The sequence below is a fragment of the Janthinobacterium sp. HH102 genome (assembly GCF_001758625.2).
Lineage (GTDB): Bacteria > Pseudomonadota > Gammaproteobacteria > Burkholderiales > Burkholderiaceae_D > Janthinobacterium.
Map to the genome: position 1 here is coordinate 2805547 of NZ_CP062062.1, position 17901 is coordinate 2823447.

Consider the following 17901-nt stretch of genomic DNA (forward strand, 5'->3'; position numbering starts at 1 on the left):
GTAGTGTGGTAGGATTTTTAAATCGTTTAAATGATTTATATAGTTTAGCAACTGAATTTGCCAACTTTTTCAGTTGGCACAGTCATGACAAGACAAGAGGCCAGTATGTATGCAGCGGTGGACCTGGGGTCCAACAGTTTTCGTTTACACGTCGGCAAGCATGATGGCGACACCATCCGCGTGGTCAAGAGCGTGCGCGATCCGATACGCCTGGCCGCCGGCCTGGACGCCAATGGCGACCTGACCGAAGCGGCCATGCAGGGCGCACTGGCCTGCCTGCAGCGCTTTCGCGCCATTCTCGCCGGCTTCGAACTCGATGCCGTGCGCGTGGTGGCCACGTCGGCCATGCGCGTGGCGCGCAACGGCGCCGTCTTCCTGCCGCTGGCCGAGCAAGCCATCGGCTACCCGATCGAAATCATCTCGGGCGAGGAAGAGGGGCGATTGATCTACATGGGCGTGGCCAATGCGCTGGCCATTCCCGGTGAACGCCGGCTGGTGATGGATATCGGCGGCGGTTCGACCGAACTGATACTGGGGCGCGGCAATGATATCGAACGCGTCGAATCTTTCAGCCTGGGCACGGTCAAGCAAAGCCTGTCGTTCTTCATCGGCGGACGCATCGACGCGCCGTCGTTCGAGGCGGCCATCCTGTCGGCGCGCAGCCATTTCGAGGATGCCGCGCCGCCATACCATCCGCAGCACTGGAAGACGGCCTACGGCTCTTCCGGCACCATCCGCACGATCGCCGACATCATCGCCCGCAACAAGCTTGGTGACGGCTTGCTCACCAGCGTCAGCCTCGATGCGCTGGCGCGCCGCTTCATCGAACTCGGTCACACCAGCCGCATCGACATGCCGGGCTTGCGCCCCGACCGCGCCAGCACCATCGTCGGCGGCCTGGCCATCTTGATCGGCCTGTTCCGCGAATTGGCCATTCCCGCCATGACGCCGATCGAGGCGGGTTTGCGCATGGGTGTGATGTGGGATCTGTACCTGCGTTCGACCAAGCGCGACCGCCGCGAACAGTCGGTGCAGGGCTGCATGGAGAAATTCCATATCGACCAGCAGCGCGCCGGCCGGGTGGCCGAGCAGGCGCTGGCCATGTACGCGCAGCTCAAGCCCACGTCCGATGCCCTCGTGAAATGCCTGCGCTGGAGCAGCCTGCTGCACGAGGTGGGTCTGGCCGTGTCGCAGACGGGTTATCACAAGCATGCATCGTATATCGTGGAAAATGCGGACTTGCCCGGTTTTACCACGCGCGAACAGAAGACCATGAGCCGGCTGATCCTGGCGCAGAAGGGCAACTTGCGCAAGATAGGCGAAGTGCTGTCCGATCCCGATTTCGCCAAGGCCGTGCTGGCGCTGCGCCTGTCGATTCTGCTCATGCATGCGCGCATCGAGGCCGACTTCAGCGAACTGCGCCTGCGCATGAAGAGCCGCATCGAACTCGACATCAAGCGCGGCTGGGTGGCGCACCATCCCACCGTGTCGTTCTGGATCGAGAAGGAGCAGGAATTCTGGGATGAGGTCGGGGTCGATTTCACCATCCGCGCCAGCGCCTAGAAGGTCATGGCATGCGCATGACTTGATGTGCAGCAAGCAAGATTTCAAAAAACAGTATATATTGTTTATATTATTTACTAGATTGGAGAATCCATGACCAAAACCACCCCAGCGAAAAAGGCCGACAGCGCGCCCGTATCGATGTTCCCGACCAGCGCATCGATCAACGCGGCAGCGGCCAAGGCCGCACCGGCCGCCAAGCCTGCAGTGAAGCCCGCCGCGAAGCCGGCAGCCAAGCCGGTGGCCAAGGCCGCCGTCAAGCCAGTGGCCGCCAAACCGGCCGCTGCGAAGCCGGCGGCAGCGAAACCGGCTGCCGCCAAGCCCGCCGCCGCCAAGGCGCCAGCCGCCAAGCCGGCGGCCAAGGCCGTCGTGGCCAAGCCCGTTGCCAAACCTGTCGCCAAGGCCGCTGTCAAGCCTGCCGCCAAGACGGCAGTAAAAACCGTTGCCAAGCCAGCGGCCAAGGTTGCTGCAAAGCCCGCCGCCAAGCCGGCAGCGAAAACCGCCGTCAAACCGGCTGCCAAGGCTGCCGCCAAGCCTGCGCCAGCGAAAAAAGCGCCGGTCGCCAAGGTCGCCGCCGTCAAGGAAAAAGCCCGCAAGCCGAAACTGGTGCGCGACAGCTTCACCATGCCCGAAGCGGAATACGAAGTCCTGGGCCAGGTCAAGAAAGCCTGCCTGAAGGCCGGTTTCGAGATCAAGAAAAGCGAATTGCTGCGCATCGGCGTGGCGCTGATCAGCCAGATCGACCTGGCCACGCTGCAAAACGTGCTGGCCGGTTTGCCGCAGCTGAAAACGGGCCGTCCGAAGAAGGATTGATGGCGCGGGCAGGGGCCGCCCCCTGCCTGGCCGTTCTGGTTTACCATGGGGCCTGTGATAGTTCCCCATGGTTGCCATGTTAGAAGAAACAGAGATCGAACGCGCCGGCTTCGTCGAGCGCGCCATTGTCCGCCACTGCGGCGGCGAATCCACTGCCGCCATCGACCACGTCGCCGAGGAAATCCCCGTCGCGCTGGTCTTCAATGGCATTTCCCACGTCGTCATGATGGCCACCCCGCGCGACCTGGAAGCGTTTGCCTACGGTTTCGCGCTGACGGAAGGCGTGGTGGCATCGGCTGCCGCCATCTTCGATTGCGAAGTGTTGCTGCGTCCCGATTCCGCCGAAGTGTCCTTGAGCATCGCGCAGGAGGATTTCGTGCGCCTGAAGGACCGGCGCCGCCAGCTGACGGGCCGCACGGGCTGCGGCGTGTGCGGCATCGACAGCATCGACATGCTCGATTTGCTGCCCGCGGCGCTGCCGCCATCCCTGATCCGCGTCGACTTGCCCGCCGCGCTGGCGCGCGCATCGGCCGGCTTGCGCGAACACCAGGCGCTGATGCGGGAAACGGGCGGCGTGCACGCGGCCGCGTGGTGCACGCCCGACGGCGACATCGTGCACGTGTTCGAGGATGTCGGCCGGCACAATGGTCTCGACAAGCTGATTGGCTACCTGGCGCTGCACGATATCGACATGCGGCGCGGCTTCGTCTTCCTGTCCAGCCGTGGCAGCTACGAGCTGGCGCGCAAGGCGGCGCGCATGCAGATACCCTTGCTGGCGACGATTTCCGCCCCCAGTTCGCTGGCCATTTCCATCGCCACGCAGGCCGGCATGAAACTGGTGGGTTTCTGCCGTCAGGACGCGTACGTGGACTACACGCCGGATATCGGCATCTGAACATTCGCAGCTTGCAGCAGCACCGGCACGGACTTCGACGTCGGCGTGCCGGCGCCGTTGGCCGTGCCGGCCAGCGGCACCAGCGCATTCGTCTCCGGGTAGTAGGCGCCCAGGCAGCCGCGCGGGATGTCATAGGAGACCAGCCGGAAACCGTCGGCCCGGCGTGCCACGCCATCGTCCCAGGCGCCTATCAAATCGACCATGTCGCCATCCTTAAAACCCAGCATGGCGATATCGGTCGCATTGGCGGCGACGGCCTTGGCGCCGTTTTCGCAAAAGGCGAACGTGGACGCGTGGTGGCGGTCGGGCCAGGCGCAGCCGGGGCAATCGAAACCGTCCGGCTGGTTTTGCGCCAGCAGCGCCTTCAGATTCCCGGGCGCGACGCGCTCCTGGCGCAGGCTGATGGCCGCGTGTTTCAAGGCGTCCCAGCCGGCGGCAGGCTTGGTGTAGGGCGTGATGTGGACGGCGTCGGTGTCTGTCATGGACTCTTTCGGCTGGGCGAGTGTGGTAATTATGCACGATCCCCGCATGGCATTGCCTTGCGTCATGGAAATGACATTCGGCTGTCATTTTCCTGACATATTAGGCAAGTACGCTGGAGTCGTCTTGATCACAGGGGGATGAAACCATGCAAAACATAATCGCATCAAACGAAGCCAAGGCCCGGCCGGTCCAGCTGGTGCTGAGCCAGGCCTCCACGGCGGCGGAATTGCGCGAAGTCCAGCGTTTGCGTTACAAGGTGTTTATCGAGACGATGGGATTGACGTCGCTGGCCAACGCCGATGGCCTCGACAGCGATGAATTCGACGCGCACTGCGATCACCTGATCGTGCGCGACGCCGACACCCTGAAAGTGGTGGGCACCTACCGCGTGCTGAGCGCGGCCAAGGCGGCCAAGATCGGCCGCCTGTATGCGGAAAACGAGTTCGACCTGAGCCGCCTGAAGAACCTGCGCGGGCGCATGGTCGAAGCGGGCCGCGCCTGCATCCACCCGAAATACCGGGGCGGCAGCGTGATCATGCTGCTGTGGTCGGGCCTGGCCGAATACATGCGCCGCGAGCGCTGCGACTACCTGGTCGGCTGCGCCAGCATCAGCCTGGCCGATGGCGGCCATAACGCCGTCGCCGTGTACCAGGCGCTGGCGGAAAAGCACATGGCCCCAAGCGAGTACCGCGTCACGCCGCACCTGCCTTTCCCCATCCACCAGGTGGAAGCGGCGCACAAGCCGCAAGTGCCGCCGCTGATCAAAGGCTATCTGCGTTCGGGCGCCTGGATTTGCGGCGAGCCGGCCTGGGATCCTGATTTCGAAAGCGCCGACATGTTCATGATGATGCCGTTGGCGAATCTGGACGAGCGCTATGCGCGTCATTACGGGGTGGTGCCTGGCTAAGGCTGCCAGGGCTCGCGCCGGGCAGTGAGGCCTGCAGCTGGCTGGCCAGCGCCTGCACGGCGCTGCGCAAGCCGGTCTCCGGGCTGTCGGGCGGCAGCAGTTCGAGCAGGAAGCGCAGCGGCGCCGTGATCGTTTCGGGTTCGCCGATGCTGCCGTGGCGCCGCACGGCGTCGTGGTACAGGGCCAGGAAGGCGGCGCGCGCGGAAGAGTCGAAGGACTGGCCGTCCGGCGCCTGCCACAGGGCCGCCAGCAGGGCGGCGCGCACGGGGGCGCCGGCGTCGATGGCGCGGTGTTCATCCGCGTGGCGCTGGCGCGCATAGGCGATGGCGTCGTGCAGCAAGTCGCCCAGCTGCGGATCGAGCGCGCGCCAGGCACCGCCGTCGCCATGGGCTTTCAGCAGCAGGGCGCCCGCCAGCACCTGGAAAATCAGGTCGCAGTCGGCCGCGCCGCTGCGCCGCCGCGCTTCTTCCAGCGCGGCCAGGCAGGCGTCCGTCATGGCGCGCAGGGCCGATGCGCCGGAGTTTCCTTCGCGGCAGGCCAGGCGCGCCTGCAAGGCCCAGTAGCGTCCCAGCAGGGCCAGGCGCTGCGCCGTGGGCGCCAGTGCCACCAGCAGGTCGATATGCTGTTTTCCATCCTGCAGCAGCTGGCGTCCCTGGGCCGTGTCGGGCACGGCGGGCACTTCGATGCCGGCACCCGCATCGAGGCCGCACAGGGCCGCGCCCTGGCGTATCTCCATTTCCGCCCAGTGCGCGAGCGCGCGCAAGCCCACCTTGCCGTCGGCCGCGCTGTGCGCCGCCCGGTAGTGTTCGATGGCGCGCAGGGTGTTCTCCAGTCCACCGAGACCGGCGCGCGTGGCGGCCATGTTTTCGCGGATGTCGGCGCAGCCGAAGAAGCGCGCGCGCACGGCTTCCTCTATGCTGCCCAGCTTTTCCTCGATGGCCGCGCGGCGCGCAGGATCGGCACCCGCCAGGCGCGCGTGCAGGGTTTCCAGGTCGGCCAGCAAATGGCCGTGGTAGTGGTAATCGGGCGCTTGCCAGGGCCGGCTCTGCGTGTTCGGAAAGCGGTAGCGGTCGTCGCCGTACGCCTGGTAGGCGCCCCAGGTGTTCGAGGCGGGGAACTGCAGATACGCCGCCTCGCGCGCCAGGCGCACGGCGTCGCCGAAGTATTCGCCGCTCAGCATGGCGTGATAAAAGCTGTGCGCGAAGATGCTGGCTGCCTGGTCGTCGATGCGCCAGCCGGCCGCGATCACCGCCTGCGAGCCCATTTCAATGAAGGCCGTGGCCAGGCTGGCGGCCAGTTTCGACCACGGCGCGATGGCGTCCGGGCGCATGTCGCCCAGGTGGCAGCAATTGATGAAGACGAATTGCGGCACGCGCTTCAATTTCCCCACCTGCGCCGCCGTCAGCCGCGTCTTCGGTCCCAGCACCAGGCCCGTATGGGCGATGCCGGGGCCGGCCACTTCGCCATGGCCGGCCAGGTGGATGGCGAAATAGCGCTCGTCGAACAGGTGCACCAGCACGCGCTGCGCCTGCGGGCGCAGCAGCTCGCGCACCTGGTAGCCGTACGCGCCGAACATGCGCGCCACGTCCTGCGCCTCGGCCTGCGCGGCGGGCAGCTCGGGCAGGCCGGAATCGGTGTCGCCGATCACCAGCACGCTGTTGCTGGGCGGGCTGACGGCGGGCGGCTTCTCGCGCAGGCTGGCCAGCTGGCGCACCATGCCGATGCGCGTCGACAGGGGGCTTTCCTCGCTGCCCGCCTCGTCGCGCATCAGTTCCCACGGGTAGATGGCGGCGCTCTGGTCGACGGCCAGGATCAGGCCGCGCATCTCGGGGATGGCCGCTTTCAGGCCATTGGGCAGCATCAGTTCGTACAGGGCGCGCGACAATCCCGGCTGGTCGGTGGTGTTGTCGGTGGCATCCATGATCAGGCCATCGACGGCTTGCCGCTGGTTCGGCTCCTCGTCGACGCTGTTGTGGGCGCGGTCCGTCAGCACGGTGAAGCGCAGGGCGCCCGAGAGATCCGCGGCGACGATCTGCACGCGGCGCCAGCCATTGTCGCCGCTCAGGCTGGGCAAGATGCGCCGGTAGCCGCCGGGGCTGTGGCGGATGCGCCGCTCGAACGAGAAGCTGCCTTGGTAGCGCGCCTCGGCCATGATCTGCTCGATGGCCACGGCGGCGGCGATGGCGCGCGCCTCGGACTGTTCATAGATGGCGATGTGGCCGATGCGGCAGGCCATGCCCGCGTCTTCGAGGCGCCGGTTGGCGCTGCGCGCGCCGTCGATCAGGGCCCGCGCGCACAGGGCGATGCTCAAGCCGCCGTAGCCGGAACCGGACAGCAGGCTGGCCACGCGCAAGCCGTGCTCGCCCATCGGCGGCGTGGCCACGTGGCCGGCGGCGCGCACTTGCAGGCAGACGCACGCGTATTCGAGCAGGCCGCCGGCAAACGCGCGCGCCAGTTCGCCCGGCGTCAGCTCGCCCAGCGCGCCCAGGCCGATGACGATGGCGCCGCCGGGCCGGCGTGCCGCATCGGGCTGCAGCACCACCAGGGCGGAGTCGGGGCGCTGCGGGAAGCGCCCCAGCGCGTGGATTTCCTGCAGCTTGCCCGCCAGCAGGCGGTCGAGAAAGCTCATGCTGCCGCGCAGCGATTCGGACGCGTAGCAGCCGCTCATGACGGGCGCATCGGCCGAGGCCATGCTGCCGTGGATGATGGATAGGCTCAGCTGCGGCGCGCGCCTTTCCGGCGCGCTGGCGGGGCCGGCGGCGCCGATGGCCGCGTCGAGCAGTTCCTGCGGCTGCGGGTACAGCGGCGTGGCGTCGGGCACGTAGGGATGGAAGCGGGGCGGGGCGCCGCCCGGCGCGTGCGGCGGGTGCCGGGGCAGGGCGGCGCCCTGGCCGCCGTCAAGCAGCTGCGCGATGGCCGGGTAGTATTCCTTTTGCAGCAGCAGGTCGCCATGCGCCACCGGCAGGTAGCAGGCCGCCACGCCGTCCGGCACCGCGCCTAGCCAGGCCGTGCGCCCATCGCCGTCCGGCGACCAGGCCGTCTCGATGGCGCCGTCGCGCAGGCGCAGCGCCACCGGCGTGGCGGCGCAGCCGGCCAGGTAGCTGCAATGGCGCGCGTCGAGCGGGGCCGCTTCCAGCAGGGTCACGGTGGCGCGCGCGGCGGCCAGCGCCGGCGCCTCGGGCGCTTGCCAGCCGCCGGGCAGGCCCGCTTGCGCGTCGCCGGCGGCCAGCTGCGCCCAGGCGCCGGCGTCGAAATAATCGATGCCGCCCGCCTGCGGCCACGGCAGCATGTCGAGCACGCCGGGAAAGGCGCGCACGAAGCCGAGAAACTGGCGCCGCGTGTGCTTCCAGCCGATCCAGCAGGCCAGCATCTGCACCAGCCGGTCACGCCCCAGCAGCACTTGCACCATCGCCTGCGTGCCACGGTTGGCCGTGCCCACCTGCAGCAATCGGCTGCCGGGCAGGGCGCCGAAGCGCTGCCAGCGGTCCTTCAGGGCCAGGCGCGCCACCAGTCCGCCCATGCCGTGGGCGACGATGCGCAACGGTTGGCCGCGCTGTTCGGCGTCGCGCATGGCGTCGTCGAGCACGGGCAGGAAGGCGCGGCACGACTCCTGCAGCGACAAGCGCCAGTCATAGGTAAAGGGCCGCACTTCCTGGCTTTGCGCGAGAAAGCGGGCGAACGGTTCATAGCAGGACTCGAGCCAGCCGGCGCTGACGATGTGCGGCTGGCCCACGGCCAGGCGTTCGATGCGCCCTTCGACCAGGTTGACGGGGTCGAACCAGATGCGGTTGTTGCCCACTTGCAGGTGGCTGCCCATGATGTCGGGCAGCAGCAGCACGATGGGCGCGTGCGCGCGCCGTTTCGGCACTTCGCCGCCGCGCGCCAGCGGGCCGTGCTCGATGCCGGGCAGCGGCTGGTAGGCGGTCTCGTCGCCGGCGAGCGCCTGCACGGCGGCCTGGCTCGATGGCGCGCGCTCGAAGTAGTTCAGGTGGTGCGTGTGCGGCCCGCGCAGCAGCAGTTGCCGCACGGGTGTGCTGCGCGTGGCGCCGCCGGCCATCGAGGCGCAATTGACCACCAGGTCGTTCTGCCCGCCGTACAGCTGGTCGTCGAGGCAGTCGCCCAGCCAGCCCAGCAGGCCGTCGCCGCTGCACGCGCCGGCCAGCACGTGCAGCGGACTGGCCACGCGCACGTCGGGCGCGTTGAGCAGCGCCACCAGGGGCGAGTCGGGCATCATCGCTTCCAGTCCCGGCAGGATGCGCGCGTCGCAGCGCTGCTGCACCACGGCCAGCAGGAAGGCCATGGCGCCGTCGGGAACGCCGCCGTGCAGCAGCAGGTTGAACATCACGCTGGCCCAGCGGTCCAGGCGGCCCGACATCAGGGTGGTGCCGCGCGACGGGCAAGCCACGCGCACGAAACGGGCGATGCGGATGGCGCGTGTTTTCAGTTCCACGCTCAATTCGCGCAGGCGCACCGCATCCGCGTCGTAGCCGCCGCGTCCGCCCAGCCGCGCCTGTGCCGTGAAGTGTTCGATATCGTGGCTGTTGAACGCTTCGCCGCCCACCGTGTTTTCGCTCAATCGCTCCAGGCCGTCGCCGGCCAGGTCGACGGCGCCGCGGCTGTCGATGCGCTGCGCCCGGGCCAGCAATTCGCCCACCAGCCCGCCGCGCGAATGGGTCAGCAGGTGCAGCACGGCGCCGTGCGGCAACTGGCGCACGAGGGCCAGCGCGTTCTCGATGGGACTGTCGCTGAGGCTGCGGTGCTCATAGCCGTAGATGCGGTTGCCGTACTGCGCCGCCAGTTGCGGCGCCAGGCCGTTGCGCCACAGGCCGGCAAAGCTGCGCTGGGTCGACGAGGCCGTGCCGTGCAACAGCAGCAGCACCGGTTCCGGCCCGGCGGGCAGGCTGGCGACGGCCGTCATGCCGCCCGCCTCGATGCCGCAGCGGTACAGGCCCAGCCGTTGTTCCAGCTGGCGGTCCTGGAAGGCGCCGGCCGCCGCCAGCGCCGTCATGGCGGCGGCGCCGCAGCGGTACACGCGCACGGCCCGCAGCATCCAGGCGCCCAGGCCGTCGCGGCTGGCGCCGGGCGGCGGGCGCGCCGCCTGCGGGCGCAGGGCCAGCCCCACTTCGATGCTGGCGGGCGCGCCGTCGCGCGCCAGCGTGGCCGGCCCCAAGTAGCGTGGCAGGTCCAGGCTGCCTGCCAGCAACGAACTGCCGTCGCACAGCAGCAGCTGCACCACGTCGGCCGGGCCGATATCGAGGGCGATGCGGCAGCTGCCGATGCCGCGCGCGCTCGACAGCACGTGGGTTTCGCTGTGCCAGCCGGGCGCGGCGGGGCAATCGCCGGCGCTGGCGAGCGGATCGCGCGTGAGCGTCAGGCGCAGCACGGGCGGCGCAAGGGGATCGCTGGACATGCGGTTGGGATCACTGGTTAAAAGCTGACCTTGATGCCTGCGCGGACTATGCGTGTTGTGTCAGATCAAGTATGTGTGGAAATGCAGGGGGAGAAGCTGGGAGGGCTGGCGCGGCAGGGCAGAGAAACGGTCAGCATGGTTTGGGCTGGGTCTCTTCGCTATCGTGCTCGGATGTTGTGCGGTGAGCGAACTACGCGAATTGTATGGCAAAAGTTCATGGCGCCGGGGACCTGGGTGCCTGGCATGGCATTACAACAGCGGGTGGTTCAATGGACTGGTGTGGCGGACAGTTCCTTCAGTTCGCGGATGGTGATGTCCGATTTTTCATGCATGCGCAATAAAATCGTTGCACCGACCGACAGTTTGCCGTGCCGAATCTTGCTGATGATGGGAGGCTGAACTTCCAGGACGCGGCACAGTTCCGCATCATTTTTCAAGTTCAGCTTCTCGATCAGGGTATCGAGCAGCTTGTTGGGCACAAAACTCGATGGTTCGAGCGCACGCGCCCGGTTCATCGCTTCAATCATTTCCAGCTTCTTTTGTCGAACGTTCATTTACTCCTCCTTCAGGTTATGCAAGGGACGAGACCACTTTTTATATGGTCCCGGCTATAGTTCGTCATCGCAGTACGGCTGTCTGGGTGACGTGACAACATTCGCGTTACAACATTGATAACCAGGCAAGTGTTTTCAATAATACTACGATAACAAAACTTGTGACAGATGGTCAGTTAAATTAACTGATTGTTTGATCAATTTGGTTGACGGTTGTTGTATTTTGTAAGCCGCTTTTCGTCAGAATCATGGTCCGGTCCGCCATTTCGGCGGCGGCCAGCGAGTGAGTGACCATGATCGCGCAGCTGCCGTTGGCTTTGATTTCGGCGCGCAGCAATTGCAGGATGCTGTGCGCCGTGTCCGGGTCGAGGTTGCCGGTGGGCTCATCGGCCAGCACCAGCGCCGGCTTGTGCACGAGTGCGCGGGCGATGGCCACGCGCTGCATTTCGCCGCCCGACAATTGCTGCGGAAAGTCGCCGCCGCGTCCGCCCAGGCCGACGGCCTCGAGCATGCTGGCGGCACGCTCCTGGGGCAGTCCGTTGAGCAGCAGCGGCAGGGCCACGTTTTGCAGCAGGGTCAGGTGCGGCAAGACGTGGAAAGCCTGGAAAATAAAGCCCATGCGGGCGCGACGCAGCCGGGTGGCGGCGGCGTCATCGAGGCTGGACATGGCAATGCCGTCCACCAGGATAGGGTGCGCTTCGGCACCCGCATCGGGCGTATCGAGGCCGGCGATCAGGTTCAGCAAGGTCGACTTGCCCACGCCCGAATCGCCCATGATGGCGATGAATTCCCCCGCCTTGAAGCGGCAGGAAATGTTGGCCAGCACGGGACGGGCATTGGCATAGGACTTCGACAGATGGCGCAATTCGAGCATGGTGATCTTGATTAATAACGGCTATCGTAAAGGGAGGCACGCGGGGGAGAGGGGGGCCTGGGAACTGCAAGGGGCGCGGATTGTTTGGCCGGCAATGTGTAGTATACGACAGCCTTATCATTTTTGCTGGGTAATACCAATTTTATGTGCATGCCGGCTGTTCGACCTTAAGTTACCTGCCGCACGGCTGGCTTGCGCGGATTCCGCTATGATGGAAAAAAGTCATCGGCAAGGCGCCCGCACACCGCTGCGGCAGGGGCGGCGCGCCCGGTGGCTGACCGTGCAAGCCCTTCGTGAACCTCATATTGACGACGCCAGCCCATGACCATGCCACTCGCGCAACAGCAGTCCGATTTGTATCCCGCCAGCAACGCCAGCGCGGCCAGCGCCACTCCTGTCACGATAGCCGAGATCAGCGCAGGCCTGTTGGCGCGCGATGCGTGGACGTCGCCCAAGTATCTGTACGACGCGCTCGGCTCGAAACTGTTCGAAGCCATCTGCGCCTTGCCCGAGTACTATCCGACGCGTACCGAGGCGGCCATCTTCGCGCGCCACGGCGCCGAGATCGCGCACGCCGTGGGGCCGGGCAGCACCCTGATCGACCTGGGCGCGGGCAATTGCGCCAAGGCCGCCAGCCTGTTTCCGCTGCTGCATCCGGCGCAATATGTGGCCGTGGATATTTCCTACGATTTTCTCAATGAATCGCTGAGCCGGCTGCAGCAGCGCTTTCCGCATATCGAGATGACCGGTCTGGGCCTGGATTTCTCCAGCCGCCTGGACTTGCCCGACAGCGTGCGCGACGCGCGGCGCCTGTTCTTCTATCCCGGCTCGTCGATCGGCAATTTTGCGCCTGAGCAAGCGACCGCTTTTTTGCGCCGCCTGCGCGCGAACGCGGACGGCGATGGCGGCCTGCTGATCGGCGTCGACCTGATCAAGGACGACGCCATCCTCGACGCCGCCTATGACGATGCGCTGGGCGTCACGGCCGCTTTTAATCTGAACATGCTGCGCCACGTGAACGGCCTGATCGGCGCCGACTTCGACGTGCGCGCGTGGCGGCACCACGGCTTTTTCAACGCCGACGAGCACCGCGTCGAAATGCACCTGGAAGCGCGCAGCGAACAAGTTGTCCATTGGAAAGGTGGCCAGCGCCGTTTCGCGAAAGGCGAACGCATCCATACAGAGGACAGCTATAAATATACGCGCCCGGCCTTCGTCGGCTTGCTGGAGCAGGCGGGGTTTTCCACCGTGCAAGTCTGGACGGACCCGCAGCAGTGGTTTGCCGTCATTTATGCGCGCATCATCAGGGACTAAGAAAAAGATGCTGATCGATCATTACAATACAGTGCGCCAGCACTCGCTGCGGCTGGCCGAACCCCTGTCCGACGAAGATTGCGGCGCCCAGTCGATGCCGGACGCCAGTCCCGTCAAATGGCACCTCGCGCATACGACCTGGTTTTTCGAAACGTTTATCCTGGAAAGCATGGAAACGGCGTTCGCGCCATTCCACCCGGCCTTCCGCGTGCTGTTCAACTCGTATTACAACGGCGTGGGCGAGAAGCACCCGCGCGCTCAGCGGGGCTTGCTGACGCGCCCCGGCATGGCGCAGGTGCGCGCTTACCGGGCCGACGTCGATGCGCGCATCGCGCGCCTGCTGGCGGGCGAACTGGCGCGCGACGAACGCGAACGGCTGACCATGCTGCTGGCGCTGGGCCTGGAACACGAGCAGCAGCACCAGGAATTGCTGTTGACGGACGTCAAACACTTGCTGGCGCGGAGCGCCCTGTTTCCCGCCTATCTAGACGGCGCGGTGGCGCCGGCGCGGCAAGCCGCGCAGCCCACGGCCTGGCTCGCCTTCGACGGCGGCCTGGCGCAGATCGGCCATGCGGGCGACGGCTTTTGTTTTGACAATGAATTGCCGCGCCACCCGCAATACGTGGCGCCGTTCGAACTGGCCAGCGCGCTGGTGACGAATGGGGAATTTCTCGCCTTTATCGAGGCGGGCGGCTACCGCACGGCGCATTGGTGGCTGGCTGAAGGCTGGGACTGGGTCCGCACGCAACAGCTGTCCTGCCCGCTGTACTGGCAGTGCGACGAGGCGGGCCGCTGGCAGGAATTCACTTTATCCGGCTTGCGCCCGCTGGACCCGCAGGCGCCGGCCACGCACTTGTCGCTGTTCGAGGCCGATGCGTATGCGCACTGGGCCGGTGCGCGCCTGCCGACGGAAGCGGAGTGGGAAGTGGCGGCGCAGGGCGTCGACATGCAGGTGGGCCAGCTGCATCCGGCGGCCGGCGCGCCGGGAACGGGACTGCGGCAGATGTTCGGTCATTGCTGGCAGTGGACCAGCAGCAGCTATGCGCCGTACCCGGGCTACCGCACGGCGCCCGGGGCGCTGGGCGAATACAACGGCAAGTTCATGCTGAACCAGTATGTGCTGCGCGGCTCGTCGTGCGCCACGCCGGCCGGCCATGCGCGCGCCAGCTACCGTAATTTCTTCCCCGCCGGCGCGCGCTGGCAATTTACGGGCATCCGCCTGGCGCGCCAGGTGGCATAAGCAAAGGTGGAATAAGCAAAGGTGGAATAAGCAACTTAGTGCAGGCGCGGGACGGCGGGCGCGTCAGGGCGGGGCGGTGCCTTGGCGCTCGCGTTCTGCTCGAGCTTGAACTGGCTGACGAGGGTTTCCAGGTCGCCCGCCTGTTCATGCATGGCCGCCGCCGCCGCGGCCGCTTCCTCGACCAGGGCCGCGTTCTGTTGCGTCGTCTGGTCCATCTGCATGATGGCCGCATTGATCTGCTCGATGCCTTCGCTCTGCTCGTGGTTGGCGACGCTGATTTCACCGACGATGGCGCTGACCCGGCCCACGCTGGCCACCACTTCATCCATCGTGGCGCCCGCCTGGCTGACCAGCTGCGCGCCCTGGCCGACCCGCGTGACGGAGTCGGCAATGAGTTCCTTGATCTCTTTAGCCGCCGCCGCCGAGCGCTGCGCCAGGTTGCGCACTTCCGACGCCACGACGGCAAAGCCGCGGCCTTGCTCGCCGGCACGCGCCGCTTCCACGGCCGCATTCAGTGCCAGGATATTCGTCTGGAAAGCGATGCCGTCGATGACGGCGATGATGTCGACGATCTTGCGCGACGAGGCATTGATGGCGTCCATGGTGCCGATCACTTCCGCCATGGCCGAGCCGCCGCGCTGCGCAATGGCCGACGCCGAGCGGGCCAGACTGTCGGCCTGGCGCGCATTGTCGCTGTTGCTGCGCACGGTGCCCGTCAGTTCGATCATCGACGAGGCCGTCTCTTCCAGCGCGCTGGCCTGCGCCTCGGTGCGGGCCGACAGGTCGGCATTGCCGCTGGCGATCTGGCTCGACGCCACGGCGATCGTACCCGTGCCGCCGCGCACTTGCCCCACGAGGGTGGCCAGGTTGGTGTTCATGTCGCGCAAGGCCTGCAGCAGCTGGCCCGCTTCATCCTTGCCGTCGGCCACGATCTTGCTGCTCAAGTCGCCTCCAGCCACGGCTTGCGCCACGCGCAGTGCATACGCGATCGGCGTGGTGATCGAGCGCGTGACCCGCCAGGCAAAGAGCACGCCCAGCAGCAGGGCGGCCGTGCCCAGGCTGGCCATCAGCACATTCGCCGCGGAAATATTCTGCTGGATTTGCTGGCCGCCATGCACGACCACGCCGCGCTGAATTTCATTCAGGCGGTTCACCGTCTTTTGCAGTTGGTTCAGGGCGGGCAGGGTATCGTCGCGTACGTGCTTGGCCGCTTCCGCGCGCTGCCCCGCCACCAGCAGCTTGTCTGCCTGGCTGAACGAGACGACATAGGCCTTGCGCTGCTGCTTCAGGGTGGCCAGCAGTTCCTTGCCTTCCGGCAGCACGATCAGGCGGTCGAGGATGGCCAGCGCATCGGTGATGGTGGCCTTGTTGGCATCGATTTCGCCATGGATGGCGTTGGCGCGGGCTGGATCTTCATGGATGAACAGTTCCAGTACCAATGCCGCGTTCGAACGCGTCGTGCTGCGGATGGTGGCGATGGCGTCCGCCTTGGCCCAGTCTTTCTCGATGATGGACTCGCTGAGCGCGCCGATCTTGTCCAGCCGGAACAGGCCCGTTCCCACCAGCACTGCCATCAGCAGCAGCACCACGCCAAAGCCGGCACCCAGGCGCGCGCCTATCTTCATATTCGTCAATTTCATACTCATTCACTCATTCCCTCGGTAGCGAAAGTAATCCTCAAGAAATTATTGGCAATTTATAGCGAACAGAAACAGATGTGATGCTAGGCGCGCTCTGCGACGCAGTGCAAGCACTGCTAGCGGAGGGCAACAAAGCAGCACGCTGTTTATGGAAGCTAGAAATGACAAGAATTTATTGGGGGTTACTTTTAAATCTGTCCCCGGTGGTCTTATTATGAGTCGATTATACGGCGCGTGATACTTCTTTTACAGCAACAATTGCCTTACGGAAATGAAAAAGCGGCACGGCGATCAAGCCGTACCGCTTTTTTTCCCTGTGCGAGAGGGAATGCAGTCCTTAGACGGCGCTCGCCGCCACGTTGGCCGTCGTTGTTTTTTCGGCTTCCGTCTGCCCGATGCGGCGGTTCACGGCCGACAGCACGGCCTTGAACGAGGCGGTGACGATGTTGCTGTCGATGGCGGCGCCGAACAGGGTCGGGCCGTTATCGAGGCGCAATTCCACGTAGCACGCCGCTTGCGCGTTGGCGCCGGAGCCGATCGAGTGTTCGTGGTAATCCATCAGCTTGATGTCGAGACCGAGCGCATTGACGAAGGCGTCGATGGGGCCGTTGCCACCGCCTTGCAGGGCCAATGGCGTCTGGCGGTGCGACAGGCTGATGTCGATCTGCACGGACTCGTCGCTGCTGGTGTCTTCCACCATGCGGTGCGAAGCGTAGGCGTACGGCGCCGTTTGCTCCAGGTATTCCTTCTGGAAGATTTCATGGATATCCTGCGCGGCGATTTCGCGGCCCGTGGCGTCGGCCACGGCTTGCACGGCGCGCGAGAATTCGATCTGCAGGCGGCGCGGCAAGACCAGGCCGTATTCCTGTTCCAGCAAGTACGCCATGCCGCCCTTGCCGGACTGGCTGTTGACGCGGATCACGGCGTCGTAGCTGCGGCCCAGGTCGGCCGGGTCGATCGGCAGGTACGGCACTTCCCAGATGCTGTCCGGTTGTTGCTTGGCGAAACCTTTCTTGATCGCATCCTGGTGCGAGCCGGAGAAGGCCGTAAACACCAGGTCGCCCGCATACGGGTGGCGCGGGTGGACGGGCAACTGGTTGCACTCTTCCACGCACTTGCGCACGGTATCGATATCGGAGAAATCGAGGCCGGGGTGCACGCCTTGCGTGTACAAATTCATCGCCAGGGTGACGAGATCGACGTTGCCCGTGCGCTCGCCATTGCCGAACAAGCAGCCTTCGACGCGGTCGGCGCCCGCCATCACGGCCAGCTCGGCCGAGGCGACGGCCGTGCCGCGGTCGTTATGCGGGTGCACGCTGATGATGATGGAATCGCGGCGCGCCAGCTTGCGCGACATCCATTCGATCTGGTCCGCATACACGTTGGGCGTGCTGCATTCCACGGTCGACGGCAGGTTGATGATCATCTTGTTGGCGGGCGTCGGCTTCCAGATGGCGCTGACGGCGTCGCAGATATGCTTGGAGAAATCGAGTTCCGTGGTGGAAAACGATTCCGGCGTGTATTCAAAGCCCCATTCCGTTTCCGGATGCTGGGCCACCAGCTGTTTTACGAGGGTAGTGCCGGTGGTGGCGATAGTCGTGATTTCTTCGCGCGACATGCCGAACACGACCTTGCGGAACACGGGCGCCACGGAGTTGTACAGGTGGACGATGGCGCGTTTGGCGCCGACGACGGATTCCACCGTGCGGCGGATCAATTCTTCGCGCGACTGGGTCAGCACGATGATGGTGACGTCGTCCGGGATGCGGCCTTCATCGACGAGCTTGCGCACGAAGTCGAAATCCGTCTGCGATGCCGAAGGGAAGCCCACTTCGATTTCCTTCAGGCCGATGGCGATCAGCATCTCGAAGAACCGCAGCTTCTTTTCCGCGCTCATCGGCTCGATCAAGGACTGGTTGCCGTCGCGCAAGTCGGTGCTCATCCAGATCGGCGGTTTGCTGATGATCTGGTTCGGCCATTGACGGTCGGTCAATTTAACTGGAGGAAAGGCGCGGTATTTGGAAGCTGGGTTTTGCAACATCATGATCGGGTACTCCTGAAGATAGGGGGGGAAATCAATGGTTGTGGCGCAAGCTTGCCGGGCGGCCACGCAACACTAGGCCAGGCAAGCGATCGGTAGCGGTAGCAGTGCGGCCGCGATGCCGGCAGGGGCGGTCGCAGCGGGGATTACGTGTACGTATGGGGATG

The 17901-nt window shown here is 65.6% G+C and carries 12 protein-coding genes; 6 read left to right on the forward strand and 6 right to left on the reverse strand.

The features are described 5' to 3' along the window. The first annotated feature begins 105 nt into the window (after positions 1 to 105). The 3 genes from JAB4_RS12910 (at position 106) to fdhD (ending at position 3271) form a co-directional block, all read left to right on the forward strand. The gene (locus JAB4_RS12910) at positions 106 to 1563 is read left to right on the forward strand and encodes a Ppx/GppA phosphatase family protein (RefSeq protein WP_070219545.1); all 1458 of its coding nucleotides are present in this window, start codon (positions 106 to 108) and stop codon (positions 1561 to 1563) included. Positions 1564 to 1656: 93 nt separating this feature from the next. Beyond that, positions 1657 to 2376: a hypothetical protein gene (locus tag JAB4_RS12915; RefSeq protein WP_070219543.1), complete on the forward strand. Its 720-nt coding sequence runs from the start codon at positions 1657 to 1659 to the stop codon at positions 2374 to 2376. A 67-nt stretch (positions 2377 to 2443) separates the two neighbouring features. Then, positions 2444 to 3271, forward strand: coding sequence for a formate dehydrogenase accessory sulfurtransferase FdhD (gene fdhD / locus JAB4_RS12920; protein ID WP_070219542.1), 828 nt, complete (start codon positions 2444 to 2446; stop codon positions 3269 to 3271). Here the strand turns inward: fdhD and JAB4_RS30635 are convergent. Then, positions 3247 to 3753: a hypothetical protein gene (locus JAB4_RS30635; RefSeq protein WP_139143652.1), complete on the reverse strand. Its 507-nt coding sequence runs from the start codon at positions 3751 to 3753 to the stop codon at positions 3247 to 3249. The two genes, fdhD and JAB4_RS30635, sit on opposite strands and share 25 nt — an antisense overlap. A gap of 146 nt (positions 3754 to 3899) precedes the next feature. Between JAB4_RS30635 and JAB4_RS12930 the strand changes: the two genes are divergently transcribed. After that, positions 3900 to 4661, forward strand: a complete 762-nt coding sequence (locus JAB4_RS12930) for a GNAT family N-acyltransferase (protein ID WP_070219538.1) — start codon at positions 3900 to 3902, stop codon at positions 4659 to 4661. Here the strand turns inward: JAB4_RS12930 and JAB4_RS12935 are convergent. The 3 genes from JAB4_RS12935 to JAB4_RS12945 all read right to left on the reverse strand — a co-directional run bounded on the left by JAB4_RS12935 (position 4594) and on the right by JAB4_RS12945 (position 11499). Next, complete coding sequence (locus JAB4_RS12935; RefSeq protein WP_070219536.1) at positions 4594 to 10071, reverse strand: CHAT domain-containing protein; 5478 nt, start codon at positions 10069 to 10071, stop codon at positions 4594 to 4596. The genes JAB4_RS12930 and JAB4_RS12935 overlap by 68 nt on opposite strands. 266 nt (positions 10072 to 10337) lie before the next feature. Then, positions 10338 to 10625, reverse strand: coding sequence for a hypothetical protein (locus JAB4_RS12940; protein WP_034757399.1), 288 nt, complete (start codon positions 10623 to 10625; stop codon positions 10338 to 10340). 181 nt (positions 10626 to 10806) lie between these two features. After that, positions 10807 to 11499, reverse strand: coding sequence for an ABC transporter ATP-binding protein (locus JAB4_RS12945; protein WP_070219534.1), 693 nt, complete (start codon positions 11497 to 11499; stop codon positions 10807 to 10809). Positions 11500 to 11820: 321 nt separating this feature from the next. Here JAB4_RS12945 and egtD point away from each other — a divergent pair, with 321 nt between their 5' ends. Further along, complete coding sequence (gene egtD, locus JAB4_RS12950) at positions 11821 to 12813, forward strand: L-histidine N(alpha)-methyltransferase (RefSeq protein WP_083287134.1); 993 nt, start codon at positions 11821 to 11823, stop codon at positions 12811 to 12813. 7 nt (positions 12814 to 12820) lie between these two features. Then, positions 12821 to 14053, forward strand: a complete 1233-nt coding sequence (egtB, locus tag JAB4_RS12955; protein ID WP_083287135.1) for an ergothioneine biosynthesis protein EgtB — start codon at positions 12821 to 12823, stop codon at positions 14051 to 14053. 35 nt (positions 14054 to 14088) lie between these two features. Here the strand turns inward: egtB and JAB4_RS12960 are convergent, their stop codons facing one another. Further along, complete coding sequence (locus JAB4_RS12960) at positions 14089 to 15699, reverse strand: methyl-accepting chemotaxis protein (RefSeq protein ID WP_343216248.1); 1611 nt, start codon at positions 15697 to 15699, stop codon at positions 14089 to 14091. Between the two features lie 331 nt (positions 15700 to 16030). Then, entirely contained in the window at positions 16031 to 17737 is a 1707-nt protein-coding gene (gene leuA, locus JAB4_RS12965; RefSeq protein WP_070219528.1) for a 2-isopropylmalate synthase, read from the reverse strand. Between the last annotated feature and the right edge of the window lie 164 nt (positions 17738 to 17901).